This window comes from Nitrospira sp. Nam74 (assembly GCF_965152615.1).
This window is the reverse complement of sequence record NZ_OZ224220.1, coordinates 1,292,198-1,314,310: the sequence shown is the minus strand read 5'-3', so window position 1 is coordinate 1,314,310 and position 22,113 is coordinate 1,292,198. Positions and strand designations below refer to the sequence as shown.

24 protein-coding genes and 1 tRNA gene are annotated in these 22,113 nt (G+C 54.1%); 7 read left to right on the top strand and 18 right to left on the bottom strand.

Annotated features, from left to right (window positions below; all coding sequences use genetic code 11):
* Positions 1-4 precede the first annotated feature (4 nt).
* Positions 5-667 carry a ribonuclease HIII gene (gene rnhC, locus ACWHYZ_RS06370; protein WP_447986443.1) on the top strand — a complete coding sequence of 221 codons (663 nt, stop codon included), beginning with the start codon at positions 5-7 and terminating at the stop codon, positions 665-667.
* Here the strand turns inward: rnhC and ACWHYZ_RS06365 are convergent.
* From ACWHYZ_RS06365 to rho, 18 genes are all read right to left on the bottom strand, one after another.
* The gene (locus tag ACWHYZ_RS06365) at positions 664-1,431 is read right to left on the bottom strand and encodes a zinc ribbon domain-containing protein (RefSeq protein ID WP_447986442.1); all 768 of its coding nucleotides are present in this window, start codon (positions 1,429-1,431) and stop codon (positions 664-666) included. The two genes, rnhC and ACWHYZ_RS06365, sit on opposite strands and share 4 nt — an antisense overlap.
* A 43-nt stretch (positions 1,432-1,474) precedes the next feature.
* Positions 1,475-1,551: transfer RNA gene (locus ACWHYZ_RS06360), tRNA-Ile, on the bottom strand.
* Between the two features lie 60 nt (positions 1,552-1,611).
* Positions 1,612-3,426, bottom strand: a complete 1,815-nt coding sequence (gene rpoD / locus ACWHYZ_RS06355; protein ID WP_447986441.1) for an RNA polymerase sigma factor RpoD — start codon at positions 3,424-3,426, stop codon at positions 1,612-1,614.
* Positions 3,427-3,446: 20 nt separating this feature from the next.
* Positions 3,447-5,267: a DNA primase gene (gene dnaG, locus ACWHYZ_RS06350; RefSeq protein WP_447986440.1), complete on the bottom strand. Its 1,821-nt coding sequence runs from the start codon at positions 5,265-5,267 to the stop codon at positions 3,447-3,449.
* A gap of 78 nt (positions 5,268-5,345) precedes the next feature.
* On the bottom strand, positions 5,346-5,690 hold the full coding sequence (locus tag ACWHYZ_RS06345) for a histidine triad nucleotide-binding protein (RefSeq protein WP_447986439.1): 345 nt from the start codon (positions 5,688-5,690) through the stop codon (positions 5,346-5,348).
* Positions 5,687-6,367 (bottom strand): bifunctional phosphoribosyl-AMP cyclohydrolase/phosphoribosyl-ATP diphosphatase HisIE, encoded by a 681-nt coding sequence (gene hisIE / locus ACWHYZ_RS06340; protein ID WP_447986438.1) that lies wholly within the window; start codon positions 6,365-6,367, stop codon positions 5,687-5,689. The genes ACWHYZ_RS06345 and hisIE overlap by 4 nt, the downstream gene beginning before the upstream one ends.
* On the bottom strand, positions 6,364-7,167 hold the full coding sequence (hisF, locus tag ACWHYZ_RS06335) for an imidazole glycerol phosphate synthase subunit HisF (protein WP_447986437.1): 804 nt from the start codon (positions 7,165-7,167) through the stop codon (positions 6,364-6,366). The genes hisIE and hisF overlap by 4 nt, the downstream gene beginning before the upstream one ends.
* A gap of 4 nt (positions 7,168-7,171) precedes the next feature.
* A complete protein-coding gene (gene hisA / locus ACWHYZ_RS06330) occupies positions 7,172-7,894 on the bottom strand; it encodes a 1-(5-phosphoribosyl)-5-[(5-phosphoribosylamino)methylideneamino]imidazole-4-carboxamide isomerase (protein ID WP_447986436.1) in 723 nt (240 codons plus the stop codon).
* 26 nt (positions 7,895-7,920) lie between these two features.
* Positions 7,921-8,646, bottom strand: a complete 726-nt coding sequence (locus ACWHYZ_RS06325; RefSeq protein WP_447986435.1) for a hypothetical protein — start codon at positions 8,644-8,646, stop codon at positions 7,921-7,923.
* The gene (gene hisH, locus ACWHYZ_RS06320) at positions 8,643-9,290 is read right to left on the bottom strand and encodes an imidazole glycerol phosphate synthase subunit HisH (protein WP_447986434.1); all 648 of its coding nucleotides are present in this window, start codon (positions 9,288-9,290) and stop codon (positions 8,643-8,645) included. Before hisH ends, ACWHYZ_RS06325 begins: the two co-directional genes overlap by 4 nt.
* A gap of 87 nt (positions 9,291-9,377) precedes the next feature.
* The gene (gene hisB / locus ACWHYZ_RS06315; RefSeq protein WP_447987528.1) at positions 9,378-9,971 is read right to left on the bottom strand and encodes an imidazoleglycerol-phosphate dehydratase HisB; all 594 of its coding nucleotides are present in this window, start codon (positions 9,969-9,971) and stop codon (positions 9,378-9,380) included.
* Between the two features lie 5 nt (positions 9,972-9,976).
* On the bottom strand, positions 9,977-11,260 hold the full coding sequence (gene hisD / locus ACWHYZ_RS06310; RefSeq protein WP_447986433.1) for a histidinol dehydrogenase: 1,284 nt from the start codon (positions 11,258-11,260) through the stop codon (positions 9,977-9,979).
* A gap of 10 nt (positions 11,261-11,270) precedes the next feature.
* On the bottom strand, positions 11,271-11,945 hold the full coding sequence (gene hisG / locus ACWHYZ_RS06305; protein WP_447986432.1) for an ATP phosphoribosyltransferase: 675 nt from the start codon (positions 11,943-11,945) through the stop codon (positions 11,271-11,273).
* A gap of 12 nt (positions 11,946-11,957) precedes the next feature.
* A complete protein-coding gene (murA, locus tag ACWHYZ_RS06300; RefSeq protein ID WP_447986431.1) occupies positions 11,958-13,214 on the bottom strand; it encodes a UDP-N-acetylglucosamine 1-carboxyvinyltransferase in 1,257 nt (418 codons plus the stop codon).
* Between the two features lie 62 nt (positions 13,215-13,276).
* Positions 13,277-14,206, bottom strand: coding sequence for a peptide chain release factor N(5)-glutamine methyltransferase (prmC, locus tag ACWHYZ_RS06295; protein ID WP_447986430.1), 930 nt, complete (start codon positions 14,204-14,206; stop codon positions 13,277-13,279).
* Positions 14,203-15,276, bottom strand: coding sequence for a peptide chain release factor 1 (gene prfA, locus ACWHYZ_RS06290; protein ID WP_447987527.1), 1,074 nt, complete (start codon positions 15,274-15,276; stop codon positions 14,203-14,205). Before prfA ends, prmC begins: the two co-directional genes overlap by 4 nt.
* 90 nt (positions 15,277-15,366) lie before the next feature.
* The gene (gene rpmE / locus ACWHYZ_RS06285) at positions 15,367-15,570 is read right to left on the bottom strand and encodes a 50S ribosomal protein L31 (RefSeq protein WP_447986429.1); all 204 of its coding nucleotides are present in this window, start codon (positions 15,568-15,570) and stop codon (positions 15,367-15,369) included.
* A gap of 100 nt (positions 15,571-15,670) precedes the next feature.
* Positions 15,671-16,921, bottom strand: a complete 1,251-nt coding sequence (rho, locus tag ACWHYZ_RS06280; RefSeq protein WP_447986428.1) for a transcription termination factor Rho — start codon at positions 16,919-16,921, stop codon at positions 15,671-15,673.
* Positions 16,922-17,370: 449 nt separating this feature from the next.
* Between rho and ACWHYZ_RS06275 the strand changes: the two genes are divergently transcribed.
* From ACWHYZ_RS06275 to ACWHYZ_RS06250, 6 genes are all read left to right on the top strand, one after another.
* On the top strand, positions 17,371-17,784 hold the full coding sequence (locus tag ACWHYZ_RS06275; protein WP_447986427.1) for a DUF2203 domain-containing protein: 414 nt from the start codon (positions 17,371-17,373) through the stop codon (positions 17,782-17,784).
* Positions 17,785-17,794: 10 nt separating this feature from the next.
* Complete coding sequence (locus ACWHYZ_RS06270; RefSeq protein ID WP_447986426.1) at positions 17,795-18,079, top strand: YciI family protein; 285 nt, start codon at positions 17,795-17,797, stop codon at positions 18,077-18,079.
* A gap of 410 nt (positions 18,080-18,489) precedes the next feature.
* Positions 18,490-19,125, top strand: a complete 636-nt coding sequence (locus tag ACWHYZ_RS06265; protein ID WP_447986425.1) for a carbon monoxide dehydrogenase beta subunit family protein — start codon at positions 18,490-18,492, stop codon at positions 19,123-19,125.
* Positions 19,126-19,182: 57 nt separating this feature from the next.
* The gene (locus ACWHYZ_RS06260) at positions 19,183-20,394 is read left to right on the top strand and encodes a transketolase C-terminal domain-containing protein (protein WP_447986424.1); all 1,212 of its coding nucleotides are present in this window, start codon (positions 19,183-19,185) and stop codon (positions 20,392-20,394) included.
* Positions 20,395-20,469: 75 nt separating this feature from the next.
* Complete coding sequence (locus tag ACWHYZ_RS06255) at positions 20,470-21,375, top strand: thiamine pyrophosphate-dependent enzyme (protein WP_447986423.1); 906 nt, start codon at positions 20,470-20,472, stop codon at positions 21,373-21,375.
* Between the two features lie 32 nt (positions 21,376-21,407).
* Positions 21,408-22,112 carry a 2-oxoacid:acceptor oxidoreductase family protein gene (locus tag ACWHYZ_RS06250; RefSeq protein ID WP_447986422.1) on the top strand — a complete coding sequence of 235 codons (705 nt, stop codon included), beginning with the start codon at positions 21,408-21,410 and terminating at the stop codon, positions 22,110-22,112.
* Position 22,113 lies beyond the last annotated feature (1 nt).

The following is a 22,113-nucleotide window of genomic DNA, read 5'->3' as shown; positions in this document are numbered from 1 at the left end:
AATTATGAATCAAACGGCCTACAGCGGCGAGCGTATTGGAATTGATGAGTCCGGCAAAGGAGACTACTTTGGTCCATTAGTCATCGCAGCCGTACTGATCAGACCTGCAGACGAACCGGACCTTCGGCTTATGCAGGTGCGGGACAGCAAACGGATTTCCGACGGCCGCATTCTTGAGATGGCACCCGACATTCGCCAGGTCTGTCGGCACAGCGTGGTCGCGATCGGCCCTCATCGCTATAACGAACTGTACGCTAAGATAAGGAATTTGAACCGGTTGCTCGCATGGGGACATGCGCGCGCATTGGAAAACATCCTAGAGCATTCTGAGTGTCCCCTTGCGATTTCGGATAAATTTGGAGATGAAAAATTTATTTTGAATGCGCTCTTGGAAAAAGGCAAACGGATCCAACTGATCCAACGACCGAAAGCTGAAGAAGACTTAGCTGTGGCCGCTGCGTCGGTCCTTGCTCGAGCGGAATTCTTAATACGGCTCAAACGGCTCTCGGACGAGATTGGGGTGTCTCTGCCCAAGGGGGCTTCTCAGGCGGTGGAACTTGCAGCACGTGTAGTCGTAAAAAAGCTCGGACGCGAAGGGCTAGAAAGTGTTGCGAAGCTGCACTTCAAAACTACGCAGTCGGTGCTGGGGTATACTTCTGAAGCTTAAAGAGTTTCTTGTCCACTTTCGCCGGTCGTCGGCGAGCCCCCTGCCGACACACCAGCCGGCTCCCCCTCCCAATACAGGATGCGATGGCAGTAAGAACAGGACTGGAGGTCCTCGGAACGTTTCACCTCGGCCAGCAATTGAGGAGGAAGCTGGAGCCGACATCCGGCGCATATTCCATTTCGGATCGCCACGATGGCGACGTCTTTTCTGCCAGCCTTTAATTTGGCATAGCGTGCGACGAGTTTCTTATCGAGCCCCTGAACGATCTGCTCCCGTTTGTCCTCCAATTGAACAAGCTCTTCGTGGAGTCCAGATGCCAAGGTGTCTATGCGGACTTTCTCTTGGACAAAAATGCGCTCGACTTCAGCAGCCTTCTCATCGCATTGCTTCGCCGCGTGCTGATTCTGCTCGATCCGCTCCATCAATGTGAGAATCTGTTCTTCCAGGACGCCTTTTTTCTTGTTGGCCATCTCTATTTCAAACAGATGGGCCTGATATTCCTTATTCGTCTTGAGCTCCATCAAGCGGGTCCTGAGTTTCCCAACGTGCGCTTCATGAACTTCCAAGTCGCGCTCGCGGTCTCGCCGCTCTTTATTCAGCGTGTCTAATTCTTTGGCAAGCGTTTGAGACTGTTCTCTGGCTTCTTGAAGAGGGGATTCAGAGGCTTGAAGAAGTTGCGGGAGCTTACGTTCCTGATCCTTAATCTCAAGGATTCTCAGATCAATGGTCTGCAAGTCAATCAGTATAGGAAGCTGGGGATGCAACGGAGCCTCTTTGAATGCGCATAGGTGAACTCAATGTTCCCGATGGTGGGCCCACCAGGCTTCGAACCTGGGACCAACGGATTATGAGTCCGCCGCTCTGACCAACTGAGCTATGGGCCCCTTCGGTTCTCAGAAGGAATCGATTGTAATCTCCGCTCGCCGAGGTGTCAATCAAATCCCCTATAAACTTTCAACAAAGCTTTTCAATTTTCGACTCCGGCTGGGATGGCGAAGCTTCCGTAAGGCCTTGGCTTCGATTTGCCGAATCCGTTCGCGCGTCACTTCAAAATCCTGACCGACTTCCTCGAGGGTGTGATCGGTCGCTTCGCCGATCCCGAATCGTTTCCGCAAGACCTTCTCTTCACGCGGAGTCAGCGTTTGCAGAGCATTGTTGATCTGCCGCTGCAAGTCGTACCGGATGGCGGCCTCCAACGGCGAAATCGCTTTCTTATCTTCGATAAAATCTCCGAGGTGACTGTCCTCTTCCTCTCCGATCGGTGTCTCAAGTGAAATTGGCTCGCGGGCGATTTTGAGAATCTTCCGCACCTTATCCAGCGGGAGATCCATGCGTTCAGCGATTTCCTCGGGATTGGGTTCGCGTCCGAGTTTTTGGACCAGATGGCGTGAGGTCCTGATCAACTTATTGATCGTCTCGATCATGTGCACCGGAATTCTTATTGTCCGGGCCTGATCCGCAATTGCACGCGTGATGGCCTGTCGAATCCACCAAGTCGCGTACGTGCTGAACTTATAGCCGCGCTTGTACTCGAACTTGTCCACGGCCTTCATCAACCCGATGTTCCCTTCTTGGATGAGATCGAGAAATTGCAAACCGCGATTTGTATATTTCTTGGCAATACTCACGACTAGTCGGAGATTCGCTTCGACCAGCTCGGCTTTTCCGCGCTTCACTTTCTCGTCAGCAATGTCCAGCTGACGAACCGCGTCTTTGATCTCTTCGGCCGAAACAAGTGCTTCTTCAGTTTCTAAATGACGGACCTTGGCACGTGCCGCCTGATAGATTTTCTTGAGATCATTCAGCGTTTCTTCGGCAAGGCCGGACTTCCGACGGACGGCGAGAAAATCGCGGCGATCACGACAGAGCTTTCGCAACAATTCGGCGCCGGGTTCGCCGGGCACACCCAGCTTCCGCTGGCATTGCGCGATTTCGCGCTCGGCGGCACGGATCTCTTGCGCGACGTCCCGCACCCGCTGTACAAGCCGATCCTTTAAGACGACGTGCAGATTGATGGATTCCATTTTCTCAACTAATTGCGGACGGACCTCTTTAATCTGCCCCTTGATTCGGCGCTGACGAGCCGGGTCCTGGCCCGCATGGCGGCTCTTCTCATACAGGGTCATCAAGGTCTTGGAGGCATTCCGAACTTTGTTGAGCGCTTCGAGCGTTTTTTCGCGCAACTCTTCGTCGTCGCGCTCGACCACCTCGGCATCCTCTTCAAATTCCTCTTCCTGAACAGGCACGATCTCGCGGACGCTGATCTTGCCGTTTTTGAGATCGTCGCGGAGAGACAAAACAAATTGGATAGTCATCGGCATGCCAAAGACGACGGAGGCAATTTCATTCTTGCCTTCTTCGATGCGCTTGGCGATTTCGATTTCACCTTCTCGGCTAAGTAGCGAGACGCTTCCCATCTCTTTGAGATACAGACGCACCGGGTCATCGGTCCGGCTCAACACGCCGGGCGTCAGATCGATTTCCTTTTCCTCTTCCTCAATCTCTTCCTTTTCTTCGACCTCTTCCACCTCTTCCACTGCCTCTTCCGCGTCGCCAAGCTTCTGTTCGCGGTCACCGTCAGCCGAATCGACAATCTCGATGTCCATTTCACCGAACATACTCATGAGATTGCCGATCTGCTCGGAGGACACCATTTCAGCAGGCAATGTGTTGTTCAACTCGTCATAGGTCAAATAGCCCTTTTCCTTTCCGATCGAAATGAGCTTTTTGACTTCTCCGAGCAATTCTTCTTTCGGCATAGTGACTCCTCAGTGAAACATTAAGAGGTCTGAATAGGGACCGAACCCGCCTTGCTGAGCCGTAAGACGTTCACCTGCGCGTTCAAGCGCTGGGCCTCTTCTACCCGACCTTCCCGTTCGGCGACCCGTAATTGCACGATCAATTCCCCCAAGGCCTGCTGACGCTGTTTTCGCTCCAACGCATCAAGACACCCGTCGATATAGGCTGTGACATCATCGAAGTGCCGTTCCGACATCGACAATTCGGTCACCACAGCACTACAGTCCGGATCACCTAATCCCTCATCGAGGAGCGGCCGAACCAAGACTCGACCATCTCCATCAACATGTCGGAGTCCGATTTGGACGATCCGTCGGCATACCGGTTCCGTAAAGAACTCGGGGTGTAAGGCACGAACCTGAGTTGCAGTGAGCTTCCCTTGAACTAAGAAATACGCCAGGTCCCATTCTTCATGATGGTGCTTGGAGCGGATCGACTGCCAAACCGGGGCCGGCCTTGTCGTCTGCCCGTCCGGCTTGGGCCGCAATTCCGGATAGCGTTCAATCAATCGCTGCTGATTGAGACCCAGTCGCTCCGCAACCCGGCGCATACATTCTTCTTGTTCAATTCGATGACTGGTTTTCTGCAGAATACGCAAAATCTCATCGACGCTTCGGATACGATCATCGATCGACCCCGAGGACGCTCGCTGCAGACTATGCTCAACCGCAAAATCCAATAAACTCGGCGCCCGCTCTTGCAACTCTCGGAATGCGTCAGCCCCATGCTCTCTGACAAACGTATCGGGATCGTGACCGCCTGGTAGAGAAATAACCGTCACACCGAGCCCACTGCCGACAAAGAGATCCAACGTCCGCAAGGCTGCACGCACGCCCGCCGGATCGGGATCGAAAAGCAAGACCACCTTTTGAGCAAACCGCCGAATGATCGTCAGGTGATCCGGGGTCAACGCAGTCCCCAGCGTAGCCGCGACATTCCTGATACCCGCTTGATGCAGGGCAATCGCATCGAAATACCCTTCAACGATGACCAATCGGCTCTCCCGGCCGGCCGCATCGCGGGCGTGATCGAAGGCATATAGGGTTCGGCCTTTATTGAAGAGCGGCGTCTCGGGAGAATTCAGATATTTTGGCTCACCTTCCCCCATGACTCGGCCCCCGAATCCAATCACGCGGTTGCGCAAGTCGGTAATGGGAAACATGAGCCGGCCACGAAATCGATCGTAATATCCGATCGCATCGGTCGTGCGCCGGCTAGACGGCTCCTTCGCTATGGCCAGACCCGACAAAGCAATATCCGCCATAGAATACTGTTCCTGCACAAGCGCGCGAATTAGACCATCCCACGCCGGGAGTGACACACCGAGTCCAAAACTTTCAATGGTAGCGCGCTCCAATCCTCGCACTTCGCAATACTTCTGGGCTTGACGCCCGGGCTCTGTGTCCCATAAATTGCGCTGAAACCATTTCATCGCCGACTGATGAAGTCGCTCGAGCCGCTCTCGCTGCGGCGTATCGGCTGCTCCCTGCCCGCTTGAGAAAGACGGCACCGCGATGCCGGCACGTTGTCCCAGCTGGCGCACGGTGTCCGGAAAACTCGTTCCTTCGAGTTTCATCACAAATGTAAACACATTGCCCCCGACCCCACATCCAAAGCAGTGAAAGATCTGGCGTGAGGGGCTCACGGTAAAGGAAGGCGACTTTTCCGAATGGAAGGGACATAGACCTTTAAGATTCTGTCCGGTTCGGGAGAGAGCCACATAATTGGCCACTACCTCAGCAATATCCACGCGTTCCCGAATTTGATTGATGATCTCTTCCGAGATCAAACCCGCAGCCATGATGCCTCTTAATACGAGGAAGAACGACCGGTCAGCCTAACAAATCGACGGACTCTCTGTAAAGGCAAGGAAGGACTCTTATCCGGGAGGCCAGGTCATCGGACGACCGCCCAAAAGATGAAAATGAAGATGAAATACCGTTTGACCGGCATGAAGCCCAGAATTCGTGACGATTCGATAACCTGACTCAGAAATTCCCTTTTCCTTCGCCAGGTCCACGCAGGTTTGCAGGAGATGCCCTGCCAGGCCGGCATCACCCTGTTCTAACTCTTGAACCGATTGAATGTGGCGCTTCGGTATGACGAGAATGTGTATGGGTGCCTGAGGATGAATATCTTGGAAGGCGAGAACGTGCTCATCTTCATGCACAATGGTGGACTGAATCGTGCGATCCACAATCTTGCAGAACAGACAGGCACTCACTGTCTATCCGTCTCCTTTTGAGGTGTACGTATGCCCCGCTTGCCATGGCGAGACGCCAGTTCCTGATACACGTCCTGCAAGGTGATGCCATGATAGCCGAGTACCACGAGCGTATGGAAGAAGAGATCCGCCACTTCATAAATGATCTCTTCGCGTTTGACGTTTTTAGAGGCAAGCATCACTTCGCCGGCTTCTTCCGCAATCTTCTTAAGAATCCGGTCTTGCCCGCCTTCAAATAGTGATGACACATAGGAACCGCTTTTCGGGTGTTCTTTTCGATCCAGAATCGTGCCGTAGATCCGGTCGAGAATACCGCCCATTACCTCGGAGGATTTCGAGCCCTCCATCGTCCCGGTCTCCGCGAGTTGCGAAAAAAAACAGGACTGTGCGCCGGTATGGCATGTCGGCCCTACCGGCTCTGCTTTCACCAATACCGTGTCACGATCGCAGTCAATGAAGAGATCCTTAAGCAGCAGATAATGGCCTGACGTTTCCCCCTTCTCCCATAGTTTGTTTCGAGAACGGCTCCAAAAATGGATACGCTTCGTCGTCACGGTTTGATCCAATGCTTCGCGGTTCATGAATCCCACCATCAGCACGGTGCCATCCCGCCAGTCCTGCACGACCGCCGGTACCAGCCCCCGCTCGTCGAATTGAATCCGAGCCCACGTACTCATGAGGCGACCATTGGATTTGCACTCCGGCCATCCAGCAATCTCATCGGAATGCCCTTCTGGTGCAGAAACCTCTTCGCCTGCCCAATCGTATACGTCCGATAGTGGAAAATTGAGGCGGCAAGAACCGCGTCGGCCCGGCCAACCGTAAATGCATCGGCAAGGTGCTCTAAGCGGCCGGCTCCTCCGGACGCGATTACGGGAATCGACACTCCCATGGAGACGGCAGCCGTCAACTCCAGATCATATCCGTCCTGAGTGCCATCGCAGTCCATACTAGTGAGGAGAATTTCTCCGGCACCCGCGCGTTCCATGGTCTGCGCCCACTCAATCACATCTCGACCCGTTGCCCGTCGCCCCCCGTGAGTAAACACTTCCCAGCGATTTGCGCGTGGATCTCCGACACGTTTGGCATCGATCGCCACGACGATGCATTGCGACCCGAACCGGCCGGCTGCGGCATTGACGAACTCGGGATGTTCGACTGCGGCGGTGTTGATACTGACTTTGTCTGATCCGGCGTTCAATAGGGCTCGAATATCGTCCAACGTTCTCACGCCACCGCCGACCGTCACGGGCATAAAGACCTGTGTGGCAGTCCGGGCCACGACGTCAAGAATGGTTGCACGATTCTCATGGGATGCAGTGATATCCAGGAAACAGAGTTCATCCGCTCCATCGCGATCGTACGCCGCGGCGACCTCCACCGGATCGCCCGCATCGCGAAGGTTGACGAACGAGACCCCTTTGACGACGCGGCCGTCTTTGACATCAAGGCACGGGATAATTCGTTTGGTCAACATAGGATCACGACGCCACCGCCTGGATTGCCTCTCGCAGATCCAGCTTTCCATCATACAGGGCCTTGCCCACGATTGCCCCGGCAATCCGGGATCCAAGCGATCGAATAGCCCGAAGATCGTCGAGCGATGTAATGCCACCGGATGCGATGACAGGTACCGGCGCTGAGTCGACCATTTCGCGAAGTGCGAGGAGATTGGGTCCAGCCAACATGCCGTCCTTCGCAATATCGGTATAAATGATACCGGCCAACGAATACCCTCCAAGCTGCTGCACAAGATCCGCCACGGAGGTGCCGGAAACATGCGTCCAACCCTGGACGGCGACTTTACCATCTCGCGCATCGATCCCCACGATGATACGGTGAGGAAATTCCTTGCAAGCCTGCTCCAGGAAGCCGGGATTGTTCAGGACGGATGTTCCCAAAACGACGCGATGCACACCGCGCGAGAAATAGAGCCGGACCGTATCCATGGTCCGAATTCCTCCGCCGACTTGAACCGGGATCGAGATCCTTGTCAATATTTTTTCAATGTAGGAAAAGTTTCTGGGTTGTCCGTCCACCGCTCCATTGAGATCGACCAGGTGAAGGAGCCGGCCCCCCAGCTGTTGCCAGTGAGCGGCCATCGCCGCCGGATCTTCCGAATAGACCGTCTCTTGCTTCAGATCGCCTTGGCGAAGACGCACACACTGGCCGTCCTTAAGATCAATGGCTGGAATCACTAACATGAAGCGGTCACCACTATTGAATGCCTTTACACTGTACCAAAAGGAAACTCTCGAACGACGCGTTCCGCTCCGTACTCCGCCAGCTCTTCTGCAGTCACGAAGCCGCCGCCGTGTTGCCAGAACCCGATCAGGTCTTCCGTGAGCGGGCGTTGCTTCTCATAGTAATTGGCCGTCCATAACGTCACCCCGTCCGGTGCCATGAGCTTGACCTCAAACCCAAGGACGGCAGGGATCGCACCCCATCGGCTTCCATCACGTTCACGATAGACCAGCACACGTCCCAGTAGCGCCGCATCCGCGCCCGTTCTTTTCATAACGTCTTTGGCCCTCTGTTCAAGCGAAATACCGCTCACACCACTTCCAGAAGCCGGCATGGCAGCGACTGCCTCTTCAGGAGCAATGACACGGAGGCCGGGCCGCTTTTTGAGTTCTTGATACACCATCCGGCTGATTTTCTCCGGAACAAACGCCGGCACCGTCGTAGCCTCCCTGTCGATCTGCCGACCGGCAGGAGGGAGGGCAATTTGAATATCGGATCGCTTCACTCCACCCGGAACGGAAACGTGGGCACCAGCGGGATCGAGAATTTGCGGTGTCGCCAGTCGCTCGAAAGGCATAATCGCGACTGAGCGGACCTCATATTGGCCGAGCCCAGGCGAAGCCGTAGTCGTCACTTTGGCGGGAGCACACGCTCCCATTACCATGAATGCGACCGCGACCATCGCATGCCTTGCAAGCTCAGCCGGCCTCATGATGACCGCCACTCGGCAAAGTTTTTGACAATTTGAAGTCCGACTGTTTGGCTTTTTTCGGGATGAAACTGACAGGCAAAGATGTTCTCGCGCCAAATACTTGATACAAAGGGACGCCCATAATCCGTCGTCGTCGCAATGACTGAGGGATCCAAGGGTTCGACATAATACGAATGGACGAAATACACGTGCGCGCGGGCCGGCACATCATGAAGCGGTGGCGCCACACGCTCAAGGGCCAATTCGTTCCACCCCATATGCGGGACCTTCAGACGACTCGACTCAGACAATGTTATCGTATCTGGACCGTGTTCGAAGGGAAAACGCCGGACTTTCCCTGGCAGAATATCCAAGCCTTTGTGCACGCCGAATTCTTCGCTTTCCGTAAAGAGCAATTGAAGGCCAAGACAGATGCCCAAGAACGGCTTGCCGCTCGCGATACCTTTCCGAATCAGCTCGATGAGGCCATACTGCGCAAGGTTTGCCATGCAGTCGGCGAAGGCCCCCACTCCAGGGAGAACCAGATGACTCGCCTTATTTAAGATATCGGGTTCGCGCGTGACGACGGCATCGTGCCCCACGGCGGCAAAGGCCTTGTGAACACTCCGAAGGTTCCCCATTCCATAGTCAATAATGGCAATCATGGCGTGCACCATAGCATCGGAGTGGAAGGCCGGGAAGGAGGAACCATACGTTACACCTTCCTGAAGGCCGCTCTCCGAACGGCGTACCTAGAGTTTCCCTTTGGTTGAAAGCACCCCGGTGATCCGTTCATCGATGGAGGTCGCTTGATCCAGCGCCTTTGCCAAGGCCTTGAATATCGCCTCCATAATGTGATGTGGGTTGCGGCCATACTGCACATTGATGTGTAAATTCAATGCACCATGGGTCACGAACGCTTGGAAGAAATCCTCAAACAAGCCGAGATCGAAGGACTTAATGCGCCGCTCTGAAAGCTCGACGTGATACACAAGATAAGGCCGGCCGCTGAGGTCGACCGTCACCTGAGCAAGTGTTTCATCGAGTGGAACGGACGCCCAACCGAACCGACGGATCCCCTCTTTTTTCCCCAGCGCCTGCTTCAGCGCCTCACCGAGTACGATTCCAATATCTTCAACCGTATGGTGATCGTCAATATCCGTATCGCCTTTAGCCCGTATAGTGAGGTCGAAGAACCCATGCTTGCTCAGTAGCTGCAACATGTGATCCAAAAAAGGAATTGTCGTTTGGATGTGGCTGCCACCGACTCCGTCCAGCGCCAGGTCAACGCTAATTTGAGTCTCCGTCGTGTTTCGTTCAATCGAGGCGCAGCGTGGTGTCGGCATAGCGTTCATGGCCGTCTACTCTCCAGCGATTTGGCATGGGCATCGAACCCTTCCATATGGGCCATCCTCGTAAGATGATCCTTGACCTTGCTCAGCTCTTCTCTGCTATAGGCAATGATGTTGCTTTTTTTCAAATAGTCATCGACCGACAGGGGAGAAAAGAAACGGGCGGTTCCTCCGGTCGGCAAGACATGATTCGGACCAGCCACATAATCGGCGACCGCCGGTGGCGTGTACCGGCCCAGGAATAATGCTCCGGCATGCTTAATTTTTTCCAAATAGTCGAAGGGCCGATCGACGGACAGCGTAAGGTGTTCCGGAGCAATGTCATTCGCGAGGTCGATCGCCTCTTCCATGGTCTCCACGACCAAGGCGACCGTATGACGGGCAATGGATTTCGCGACAATCTTCTCTCGCGTCAGGCGCTTCGTCTGCTCCTGTAGTTGTTTGGCAACATCATGCGCCAGATGTGCTGAAGTCGTCACCAGGTAAACCTTGGCATCTTCATCATGCTCCGCTTCGCATAACAAGTCGGCTGCCACATGGGCTGGATTGGCGCCCTCGTCGGCGACTACAAGCAACTCGCTGGGACCGGCGACCATGTCGATCCCCACAGTGCCATACACGAGGCGTTTTGCGGTGGCTACATAGATATTGCCCGGCCCCACAATCTTATCCACTCGTGCGATGGTGTTCGTCCCATACGCCATGCCGGCGATCGCCTGAACGCCTCCGACCTGATAGACCTCATCAACGCCGGCAATGTCGGCCGCGACGAGAAGGTAGGGACTGATGCCTGCCTTCGTCGAAGGCGTACACATCACCACCCGTTTCACGCCGGCTACCTTCGCCGGGATCGCGCACATGAGAACCGATGAGGGATAGACCGCTTTTCCACCAGGCACATAGAGACCCACGGCATCGAGCGGCAGGATCATTTGGCCCAGCGTGGCGCCCCCTTCTTCGTACATCCACGTCTTTAAGCGCTGGCGTTCGTGAAAGGCCGTGATCCGCCGAGCCGCAAAGCGCAAGGCATCGCCCTCTTCTTTTCTGAGGTGATAGTACGCTTCCTTGATTTGCTCAGATGCCACACGGAACTGCTCCGGCTTGAGCACGACATGGTCGAACTTTTTCGTATAGCGGGTGATCGCCTGATCACCTCCCCGCTCCACCGCTTTGAGAATGGACTTAACCGCCGACTCGATCGGTCCGGCCTGAAAATTGGATCGCGTCGTAATGCGTTTGACCGCCGGCTTGAACGCCCGATCTGTGCTTGCGATGACTTTCATGGTCGCTCCCTTAGCGCCTCGTGCCCGCGGCTGCTTTCCTTTGCGATGCGCCGGTGCTTACCAACTCAGCCTTCAATCTTGTGATGAGATCGGTGACGCGTTCGTGTTTCATCTTGAGGCTCGCTCGATTGATGATGAGACGAGCGGTAGATCGGGCGATGAGTTCTACTTCGACCAAATCGTGAGCCTTCAGCGTCTGCCCACTGGAAACCAGATCTACAATGCGATCGGCTAATCCAACGAGGGGAGCCAGTTCAATGGAGCCATACAGCTTGATGATCTCAACCGGTATCCCCTTCTGATTGAAATAGCGCTCGGTAATATTGGGATATTTCGTTGCAACCCTGATTTTTGAGGACAACCGGTCGCGGAATTCCTGTCCACGGAGAGCGGCCACCGAGATGCGACAGGCGCCGAATTGCAAATCCAGCGGCTCATACACGTCACGCTCCTGTTCCAGGAGCATATCCTTTCCGACGACGCCGACATCCGCAGCCCCATATTCTACATATGTTGGCACATCGCTCGGACGAACAATAAGCAAAGTCATGTCCTGGTCGTAACAGGGAATGACCAGCCTTCGGCTGTCTGCCGACAATCCCCCATTGGTGAATCCTGTCCGCTGAAACAAATCGAGTGCGTACTCCAGCAGCTTCCCTTTTGACAAGGCTACGGTGATCATCATCGTGTCACAATCCTATGCCGCAGCCTTCACGCGATGGATGATCGCGCCCAGATCGCGAAGTTTATCTTCGATCCGCTCATATCCTCGATCCAAATGATAGACCCGGGACACCTCCGTCTGCCCTTCTGCCGCAAGCCCGGCCAGAATGAGGCCCGCGCTGGCTCGTAAGTCTGATGCCATGACGGGCGCGCCCGTCAGGGTGGCCTTTCCGTTCACCACGGCATGGTGACCATCGACTTTAATATCGGCCCCCATTCGGCAGAGTTCCGGCACGTGCATGAACCGACTTTCAAAAATCGTTTCCGAAATAACGCTGGTACCGGTCGACACGCACATCAACGCCATCATCTGCGCCTGCATATCCGTGGGAAACCCGGGATACGTGAATGTCTTGACGTCTATACCTTTCGGGCGCCCGGCGGATTTCAGGCGAACGGCTTCCTTATCTTCGTTCACATCGGCACCCATTTCGCGCAACTTCATGGTTACTGCCTCTAAGTGCCGAGGCAGGCAATGGTCCACGCAGATATTACCCCCTGTGATGCTCGCTGCCATGAGAAATGTACCGGCTTCGATCCGATCAGGAATAACCTCATGATCCATGCCACGCAGTTCATGAACGCCTTCAATGGTGATCAAGTCGGAGCCGGCGCCGATGATCCGGGCACCCCGCTTGATGAGGGAGACGGCGAGATCCACAACTTCAGGCTCTTTCGCTGCATTTTCAATAACCGTCGTCCCTTCCGCTAAGCAAGCCGCCATCATCAGATTTTCCGTCCCCGTGACGGTCGGCATGTCCATATTGATGCGAGCGCCCTTGAGACGAACTGCTTTTGCTCGGATATAACCATGCTCAACGGATACTTCGGCTCCCAGCTTCGCGAGGCCCGCTAGATGAAGGTCCACCGGCCTGGTTCCAATTGCGCAACCACCCGGTAGCGAGACCGTCGCTTCCCCCCACCGAGCCAATAACGGACCGAGGACAAGGATGGAGGCCCGCATCTTCCTGACCAGATCGTACGGAGCTTCCGTTGAGTGGATATGTTCCGCCTGAATTATCACTCGACTGTCTTCCACAGACACCCCTGCGCCCATGATACCCAGCAGCTTGCACATGGTAGTCACATCGACTACGTGCGGCACATTGGCGACACGACACTCCCCCCCAAGAAGACTCGACGCAAGAATCGGCAACGCGGCGTTTTTCGCGCCGCTCACCTTGACCGTCCCTTCCAATGGGCGACCGCCTAAGATAGTGATTTGATCCATGGTTTACTCAACGCCGAGCAATGTGCAGATTGATGACTACAAAAGGATCCGCTTTCAATTCGTCACTCTGCCCTCTTCTGAACAACGACCACTCGTTCGATCTTGGCCATATCATGAAAAGTTCGCACATTGTAGTAGTTTTCCCCGTCCTGTGCTAGGGCAGAAACATGACGAGCCTGCCCAATCCCAACCTCGACCGCCAGGACTCCGTTCGGCACAAGAAAACCAGCGGCTTCACGGACGAGACGCCGGTGGAAGAACAAACCATCATTCCCTCCAGCAAGAGCCTGGCGAGGCTCAAACAATCCGACCTCTGGTTGCAGGCCTGCCAAGTCGCCTTCAGGGATGTACGGCGGGTTCGAGGCGATGGCGACGAACCGACCCTGTAATCCAAGCCGTTGAAGCGGCTCCAGAAGGTCTCCCAGTAAAAAATGCACGCGATCTTGCAGATCATGGTGCTTGGCATTTTCTTGGGCGAGGGCCAATGCCTGAGGGGAACGATCCGTGGCATACAGCGTTGCCGTGGGAATGGCACGAGCCAACGCAATGGCAATACATCCGGATCCCGTCCCGACATCGGCAATTAGCGCGCCCGGGGTCTTTGCGCATGCCTCCGCGACTAATTCAACAAGAAGTTCCGTTTCGGGGCGAGGGATTAACACATCCGGCGTGACACGAAAATCCAATCCGCAGAACTCCTGTGTGCCGAGCACATATTGCAGTGGCTCACGAGATGCTCGCCGTTGGAACAAAGCCATGGCATTGTCCCGGACCCGTTCCTCCACTCTCTCATTTTTGTTCAAGTGAAGACCCAACCGATCCTGACCAAGAGCCGATTCGAGAATCCACACGACTTCGTGTTCGGGCTGACCAATGCCGGCTTCTGCGAGCATAGTCGCTCCGGCTCGCATTAGTTGACCGATGGTCATGGATGACAATACGAAAGGATGCTGTTTGTAGGGATAGTCTACCGCGCGGACTGAGCCGGTCATGAGGGCTCAGCGGACTGACTGGCTGTAGTCTGGTTCGCTCGAAGCGCCTCAACCAGCTCATCGAGATCTCCGGCCAGCACCTGCTCCAGCTTATGCAGCGTCAGGCCGATGCGGTGGTCTGTGACACGATTTTGCGGGAAGTTATAGGTCCTGATTTTTTCGCTCCGGTCTCCTGTGCCGACCTGATTGCGGCGTGATTGCGCGATTTCAGCTTCCTGCTTCTCCCGTTCCGCCTCGACGATTCTGGCACGAAGCGTCCGCATGGCCTTGATCCTATTTTTGAGCTGCGACCGCTCGTCCTGACACGATACCACGACGCCCGTCGGAATGTGAGTAATCCGGACCGCTGAATAGGTGGTATTGACGCTTTGGCCGCCTGCGCCGGACGAGCAAAACGTGTCGATGCGAAGATCTTTCGGATCGATGTGGACGTCAACCTCATCGACCTCCGGCATGACAGCCACTGTTGCAGTGGAGGTATGTATACGTCCGCTCGCTTCGGTCGTCGGCACACGCTGCACGCGATGCACTCCGCTCTCGTATCGAAAGAACCCAAACGCGCCTTTCCCCTCGACGAGCATCACGACATCCTTATAGCCGCCGATACCTGTCTCATGCGCTTCGATGATCTCCATGCGCAATCGCTTCTTTTCGGCATACTTCGCATACATGCGAAACAGGTCCCCGGCGAACAAGGCCGCTTCGTCACCGCCAGTCCCCGCCCTGATTTCGACAAAGTTATTTTTCTCGTCACGAGGGTCTTTCGGCTCGAGCAGCTCCAAGGCTTGTTGCTCCATATCATCGCAACGTTCCCTTAAGGACTGCGCCTCTTCAGCGGCAAGCCGTTGCAACTCGGGGCCGATATTCGGCTCATGCGCGATCTGTTCGGCTTCGGCTTCTTGTTTCCGCAACTCATGGTATTCTACAAATAGTTGGGCCAACCCTTCGATATCGGTTCGTTCCTTATTGAGTTTATGCAACAGAGAGGGCTGGCTCAGCACGGACTGATCGACGAGCTGACGGTTCAACTCCTCGTAACGGTTCGCCACCTCTTCCCATTTGGCAAGCAGAAGCGAGTGTTCTGAATCTGCAGTAAACGTTTCAGCCATCGTGCCTATCAATCACTTCACAGCACAGAGAACATGGGCTGCATAAATCGCTTATTGCTTCTTGGCATACTTCTTTTTAAACCGCTCCACTCGTCCTTCCGTATCCACAATCTTTTGCGTGCCGGTAAAGAACGGATGGCAGCTGGAACAGATATCGACATTGACGTTGCCGACGGTCGTGCGCGTTTTAAATGTCGACCCACAGGCACAATGCACGGTTGCCACTCGATAATCCGGATGGATCGCTGTTTTCATGATACTCCTCTTCGTTGACCTATATTGTACTTACAACGACGGCCTTTTGAAATAGCTATTGGGTCAGCGGACCCGGCGAATCCTTCGTCCGCCTCGATCTCTATCGATTCATCGACTGCAAGAACTCCTGATTGGTCTTCGTGCCCCCGATCTTATCCATTAAGAACTCCATGGCTTCCATGGTACCAAGCGGGCTGAGGACCTTTCTCAGAATCCACATCTTGTTCAACCGATCGCGATCCACCAGGAGCTCTTCCTTGCGGGTTCCGGACTGGCTGATGTCGATGGCCGGGAAAATACGCTTGTCTGCGAGACGGCGATCCAAATGCACTTCCATATTGCCCGTGCCCTTGAACTCTTCGAAAATTACATCGTCCATGCGGCTACCGGTATCAATCAAAGCAGTCGCCATGATCGTCAGACTTCCTCCGTTTTCAATGTTCCGAGCGGCTCCGAAGAATCGTTTGGGCCGCTGAAGTGCATTGGAGTCCAAGCCGCCGGACAACACTTTTCCACTCGGAGGTGCAATCGTATTGTAGGCCCGTGCCAACCGCGTAACACTATCGAGCAAAATGACCACATCACGCTTATGCTCGACGAGCCGCTTGGCCTTCTCCAGCACCATCTCGGCCACCTGCGCATGGCGCTGGGCCGGTTCATCAAAGGTGGAACTGATGACTTCCGCCGCTTTCACTTGCCGTTGCCAGTCGGTCACTTCTTCCGGACGTTCATCGATCAACAGCACGATCAACATGACTTCAGGGTGATTTTTGAGAATCGCCCGTGCAATGGCTTGCAGTAGCATGGTCTTTCCGGTTCGAGGCGCCGCTACGATCAGGCCCCGCTGGCCTTTCCCGATCGGTGTCGTCAGATCCATGACCCGGGTGCAGTATTCGCCTTGGTCAAATTCGAGATTGATTCGCTCCTCAGGATAGAGGGGCGTGAGATTATCGAAGAGGATCTTGTCGCGAGCGACTTCCGGGTCTTCATAATTAACCTTTTCGACCTTGAGCAGGGCGAAATACCGCTCGCTTTCCTTGGGCGGACGGATCTGCCCTGACACGATATCGCCCGTCCTCAGATTGAACCGGCGAATTTGGGACGGCGAAATGTAAATGTCGTCCGGTCCCGGCAGATAGTTGGAGTCAGGTGCTCGTAGAAAACCAAAGCCGTCCGGCAGGGTTTCCAACACGCCTTCTCCCATGATCGCGCCATTCTTCTCTGTTTGGGCCTGAAGAATGGCAAAGATCAATTCTTGCTTTCTAAGATTGGCGGCGCCCTCTATTTTGAGATCTTTCGCCACATCATTCAGATCAGCAATTGATTTTTGCTTCAGTTCGGCAAGGTGCATAATCTTCTCCCTTATTGACAAAAAACTAACCTCTCTTTGGACGAGAGACAAAGTGAAAATGGTCGCGACATGTGGTGATTGAACATGGAAGAACGAAGGTGTTTAGCGAAGAGAATGGCCAGCGAAGGAATTCAGTGTTTCGCGCCCCGACCTCCGGTCGCGGTGACTAGGTTAACAATAGGTGTGTCTTGACAAATCGGACTACACCAACAATTCATTTTAAATGTTGACGTCGATGATCTGATTCGAGATCTGCCCCGGCAAGCTACACAGGGTGGAAGTAATGTCGGATTTCTGGAAGCTGTGGGGTATCCTATCGCTGCAGTTAAATTTTGTCAATAGGCATCGTAAAATCGTTCCCCTGGGATGAGTCACTAAAAGGAGACGACACGGGTTCCACGAGCGATCGTTCCATTGCGCAACAACAGCATTTGTGCTAAAGAATGCGCATGGGAAATTTAGAAGAAGGCCAGAATCTGGAACGAATGTTTACGCTCTCTGAGGCGAATCGTCTCATCCCCGAACTTGAACGGCATTTGACTCTGATCGGACAATCAAAACAGCTACTAAACCGTGTGAAGGACGAAATCAATAAGGCCAGCGCAAAAGCGACCTTCGGAGGCGGGAGCTACGCAGGAAGAGTCTATATTACCGCCTTAGAGCAAATGAGCGAACACCTTCAAGCAATTCAGGAAATGGGAGTGCTCGTCAAGGACCTAGACATGGGGCTTTGCGACTTTCCTCATCATATGGATGGCCGAATCGTCTATCTCTGCTGGAAACGCGGGGAAACAGAGATTCGGTGGTGGCACGACCTGCATAGCGGCTATTCAGGAAGACAGCCCCTTGAATCTCAGCAGTAACTAACGCACCATGAAATTCGTCATTCTTGGCTTTGATGGGCCCGATGGTGGCAGAAAGCGTAAAATTTACCGGCCTGCGCATCTTGCCAAATTAGACGTGCTGCACGCTCAACAACGTGTCCTCTTGGCCGGCCCCCTAACGGATGGAACCGGCAGCTTAATAGTCATCTCGGCAGATTCCTTAGCAGAGGCTGAAGCATTGGCGAAAGAAGACCCGTACACCGTAAATGGCGTCTTTGAACGCATTGAGGTTCACCCATTTACCCAAATCCTTCCTAAAGAGAATACGTCTTAAGGTAATAGATGAGACCTCACTGAAATGAATAAGTACATTTGATTTCGATCGACACTATCCGGGCTTGCTAAACTGTTTGCCTTCGCACCCTCCCGTGTGTCTCCCTTCATGCTATCCGGAAGCTTCTGCACTCTCATCCATTAACGGCCCCATAGACATTGTTGATTGACAACAAAAGAACAGGGTCGCTATACTCGTTCACTCAACTTGGCAGGACTATTGACAAATGCTAAGACTTGGCGTTGGGACCAAAGGCCTACAAGACCACCCCTTCATGGCCCATAATCCCTCACCCGTGGGGCTTCTGCCGGCTTGCACATCCTGACAAAGAAAGCTTAGAGTAGAAAGAGGATTTCTTGGTTCTTGAACTATTAAGCGAGCATGCGTCCGAAGAGTGAGGAGTGGTTGGAATGAATCAGTATCGCGTATTGCCAGGTCCGGAGCATTTTCTGCCCCCTGCAGCGGCCAGTATGGGGATCCGATTGCCCAATCCGGGCGAAGGCCATATCAACGGTGTTATTGTTCCTGAAGAGAAAGTGTACGAGGAAGCAGCCCGTCAATTCCTGATGGCCAAAGTTCCCACGATTTTTCCAGGGCCGTTAGTGCTGTGGGCTTGGAATGAAAAAGCGGCGAAGAAAGCCACCGCCATTCGGCACCTGTATGAGACACTCAAAGAATGTGTCCAGCCTGGCCAGAAAGCCATGCTGATCCCCATGCCTGATTACCGACCAAAGTATCCAAAGATCAATCCTGAAATTGAAATTAATCCGAACCACCCGAACCTGACGATTTGGCATAACAAGATTGACTGTTGCATGTTCGTGGGAGTCCACTGCCATCAAGCGAATCTGTCGCTGAAGATCATTAGAGGTGGAACCTCCTGTTACACGGTTGCCATGTGTGCCCAAGCCGGCCATGAAGATGCCATGCTGTCGTTCCGAGATGCATCGGTGGACAAGATTATGCGCGTAGCGGAGTGGATACGGAAATTAAAAGGCACAGTCAAAGTCTCACAGGCTGTTTCCAAGAGTGGAGCATCCAACTAAGCCGCTGACGTCGTCAAAGACACGTGCACTACTCAGACAATTAAGGAGGCGGAGGCCATGGCACATACACAGTCAGTCATCGGTACGAAAAACAAAAAGGGCCAAACGTACACCGACACCTGGCAGATGATGAATGAAGCCCCTCGCACGCCGTCGTTCTTTACAGGCAGCGAGGTGATCAAGGAAGCTCTTCGACGGGCCAGTTGCGACGTCATGATTGCCTATCCGATCACCCCACAAAGCGAGGCGGCTGCCTTGATCGGTGAGTTGTTCGCCGAAGGGTACATCGGTGACTATTTCCGAGGTGAGAGTGAATTCGCCGTCATGTCTCAGTGCGCCGGCGCGGCATTTGGCGGTGCCAGAGTCTTCACCACGACCGCCGGACCCGGCACGATGCGAGCGATGGAAAACTTCCCGATGTGGGCGGGCGCCAGGTTGCCGATCCAGATGATTGTGACGTGCCGTGGCATCAATTCACCCCTGTCTATTCAACCTGACACGCTGGAAATTTCTTATCTTTTGAACACCGGCATGTTGGTCTGGCACGCTGAGACCGCCCAAGACTTCTATGACTGGATTCTCAAGGGCTACATGGTAGCCGAAGAGCCGGACGTGCATCTTCCGCTGGCGCTCTGTTGCGACGGCTTTTTCGTCACCCACACAAAAGACGTCGTCAATCTAACACCCGCCGATATGTGCTTGCCTCCCTACGATCCGTATCGTTCGCCCGTACCATGCATGGATATGGAGTGTCCGCCGGTTCGGATGATGCGGGACCCGTTTGTGATGAAGAGCAACTACATTAGCTATGCAACACACGCCAGCTGGCAACAGGAAGTCTGGGCAGCCGTCGAGCGTTCCCGTAAACATTCCATCCACTGGTTGAATGGACTGGTCGATACCGAGAATACGGATGCCGATATTATGATCGTGTCGTCCGGGACCGCCGTCTCTCAAGGTCGAGAAGCGATTCGCCTCTTGGAAGAAGAGGGCGTACGATGCGGCTTAGTAAAAGTGAAAACTTTACGGCCCTGGCCGGGAGAAGAAATCCGGGAAGCCACAAAAAACGCCAAGTACATCTTTGTTCCGGAATTCAACGTCACGGGGTGGATGGCAAAAGAAATTAGGGCATCCATTCCCAATAGCGATCGCGTGATCGCCGCCCCGCACGTCTGCGGTGGAATGACAATGCCGCCGGAAATCATCGTTGAAGAGATTAAAAAGACACTGGGCATGCGAACGATGTCGTTGGCTGGACGCGGAAGTTGATCGTTCGAACGACCGTTGTGTGATAGCGGACACTGAATAACCGAAATAGACGGCAGCGCGATTAGGAGGCCATCCATGAGTAAAGAGCGAATTAAAATTGCCCCTGAGTTTTTCGATATCATGCCGCCCGAATATCAAGATCTCGTTAATCGGGCGACGTACGGCAATCAAGACCGAGGCTGGAAAGATATCGGGACTTCCAAGGAGCTTATTGAAGAGCACTCGCTCTGCGCGGGATGTCCGGAATCTATGGCGTTTCGTTATATACTGGCTTCACTTCCCAACCCTGAAGACACCGTCATGGTGGGATCGACCGGCTGCACAAGCCTGGTATTCCCTCATGTTGCCGTACACAACATTCACTCGCTGTTCGGGAATCAAAATGCCATTGCCTCCGGGCTGAAGCGGGCGCTCACGGTGAGATTTCCAGGTCGGACCAAGGATGTTGTGGTCTTGGCCGGGGATGGCGCCACTGTCGATATCGGTCTCGATATGACGCTGCAGGCGTGGTTCCGTCAGGAAAAATTCACGACCATCTGCTTCGACAATGAATTGTATGCCAACACTGGCGGCCAGGAAAGCGGACTCATGCAAAAGGGTTTTGTCGCCAAGATGGCGCCGGTAGGAAAGACCTTTGAGAAGGTCCGTTTACCGGAGATTGCTCGGGAGTCCGGGTGTCACTACGTGGTGAATTGCACGGTCAGCAAGCCGTCGTTAGTCGAAAAGGTGATCCGAAACGCAGTACTCGTCGCTCGTGAAATCGGCCCGACCTATCTGCAGCTCTATACGCCCTGCATTCTTGAAATCGGCAAGAACAGTATGGAAGGGCTTCAGGAAATGCGTGACTCTGAAAAGCCGACGGAGCGATTTGCCTATAAAGAATATGTCAGCGAGCCGGCCAAGCAGTTCCTCGCCGAAGTCGCAGCGAAAGACAAAGAACGCAAAGCCGCAGCCAAGCAATTGGCCGCCCAAGAAGCCTAACGTACAGAGGACAAGCCGTCAGGAGGAACACAATGATCAAGAAGCGGATCAATATTCGGATGTCGGGGTTAGGCGGCCAGGGTGCGGTGACTGCGGCACACGTTATGGCCATGGCGGCCTCCAAAGACGGGAAATTTGCCATCTCCAATCCGTTCTTCGGAGCAGAAAAGCGGATGGCTCCTGCAGAAAGCTATTGCCGGATCGGTTTGGAGCGCATTTATGACAGAGGCGAGCTCGTATTCCCGGACGTGATTCAGGTCTTCCATCCTCAGGTCATCACGATGGGAAAGAGCTATACCATGCCGTTCTATTCTGGCATCAAAGAAGGCGGCGTCGTGATCATCAATTCAGACGTCTCGCTGCTTTCGGATGAAGATATTCAGCGATTGAACGATTTACACGTCGCATTGTTTTACATTCCAGGCACGCAGATCGCCCTTGAGGTGGCCGGGACCGAATTATCGACCAACATGACCATGATCGGATCGGTGGCCGGCATTACGAAATGCGTCTCGATGGAAGCGCTCGACTTAGCGCTCCAGGAGCGATTCGGGAAGAAATTCGTCGCATCGGGCGGCACGGCAACCCTGGACGAAGCCATCAAGAAGAAATTCGCCAAGAAGGAAATGCTGCTTGCCAAGAACTTGGCGACTGTTAAACGCGCATATGAAATTGCCTCAGAATGGGCTGACAAGAATCACGTTGAATTGAAAGTCGGCACTCCGGTGGCGGCCTAAA

Excerpts from the sequence above, each read along its gene's own strand:
- ACWHYZ_RS06260 (WP_447986424.1), top strand. The coding sequence starts at position 19,183 with ATGGCACATACACAGTCAGTCATCGGTACGAAAAACAAAAAGGGCCAA.
- hisA (WP_447986436.1), bottom strand. The coding sequence starts at position 7,894 with ATGTTAGTGATTCCAGCCATTGATCTTAAGGACGGCCAGTGTGTGCGT.
- prmC (WP_447986430.1), bottom strand. The coding sequence starts at position 14,206 with ATGACCGGCTCAGTCCGCGCGGTAGACTATCCCTACAAACAGCATCCT.
- rho (WP_447986428.1), bottom strand. The coding sequence starts at position 16,921 with ATGCACCTTGCCGAACTGAAGCAAAAATCAATTGCTGATCTGAATGAT.
- hisG (WP_447986432.1), bottom strand. The coding sequence starts at position 11,945 with ATGATGATCACCGTAGCCTTGTCAAAAGGGAAGCTGCTGGAGTACGCA.
- rpoD (WP_447986441.1), bottom strand. The coding sequence starts at position 3,426 with ATGCCGAAAGAAGAATTGCTCGGAGAAGTCAAAAAGCTCATTTCGATC.
- ACWHYZ_RS06325 (WP_447986435.1), bottom strand. The coding sequence starts at position 8,646 with ATGAGGCCGGCTGAGCTTGCAAGGCATGCGATGGTCGCGGTCGCATTC.
- ACWHYZ_RS06275 (WP_447986427.1), top strand. The coding sequence starts at position 17,371 with ATGGGAAATTTAGAAGAAGGCCAGAATCTGGAACGAATGTTTACGCTC.
- rpmE (WP_447986429.1), bottom strand. The coding sequence starts at position 15,570 with ATGAAAACAGCGATCCATCCGGATTATCGAGTGGCAACCGTGCATTGT.
- hisIE (WP_447986438.1), bottom strand. The coding sequence starts at position 6,367 with ATGAGTACGTGGGCTCGGATTCAATTCGACGAGCGGGGGCTGGTACCG.
- murA (WP_447986431.1), bottom strand. The coding sequence starts at position 13,214 with ATGGATCAAATCACTATCTTAGGCGGTCGCCCATTGGAAGGGACGGTC.
- ACWHYZ_RS06250 (WP_447986422.1), top strand. The coding sequence starts at position 21,408 with ATGATCAAGAAGCGGATCAATATTCGGATGTCGGGGTTAGGCGGCCAG.
- ACWHYZ_RS06265 (WP_447986425.1), top strand. The coding sequence starts at position 18,490 with ATGAATCAGTATCGCGTATTGCCAGGTCCGGAGCATTTTCTGCCCCCT.
- hisH (WP_447986434.1), bottom strand. The coding sequence starts at position 9,290 with ATGATTGCCATTATTGACTATGGAATGGGGAACCTTCGGAGTGTTCAC.
- hisD (WP_447986433.1), bottom strand. The coding sequence starts at position 11,260 with ATGAAAGTCATCGCAAGCACAGATCGGGCGTTCAAGCCGGCGGTCAAA.
- dnaG (WP_447986440.1), bottom strand. The coding sequence starts at position 5,267 with ATGGCTGCGGGTTTGATCTCGGAAGAGATCATCAATCAAATTCGGGAA.
- rnhC (WP_447986443.1), top strand. The coding sequence starts at position 5 with ATGAATCAAACGGCCTACAGCGGCGAGCGTATTGGAATTGATGAGTCC.
- ACWHYZ_RS06255 (WP_447986423.1), top strand. The coding sequence starts at position 20,470 with ATGAGTAAAGAGCGAATTAAAATTGCCCCTGAGTTTTTCGATATCATG.
- ACWHYZ_RS06270 (WP_447986426.1), top strand. The coding sequence starts at position 17,795 with ATGAAATTCGTCATTCTTGGCTTTGATGGGCCCGATGGTGGCAGAAAG.
- hisF (WP_447986437.1), bottom strand. The coding sequence starts at position 7,167 with ATGTTGACCAAACGAATTATCCCGTGCCTTGATGTCAAAGACGGCCGC.
- hisB (WP_447987528.1), bottom strand. The coding sequence starts at position 9,971 with ATGCCGACACCACGCTGCGCCTCGATTGAACGAAACACGACGGAGACT.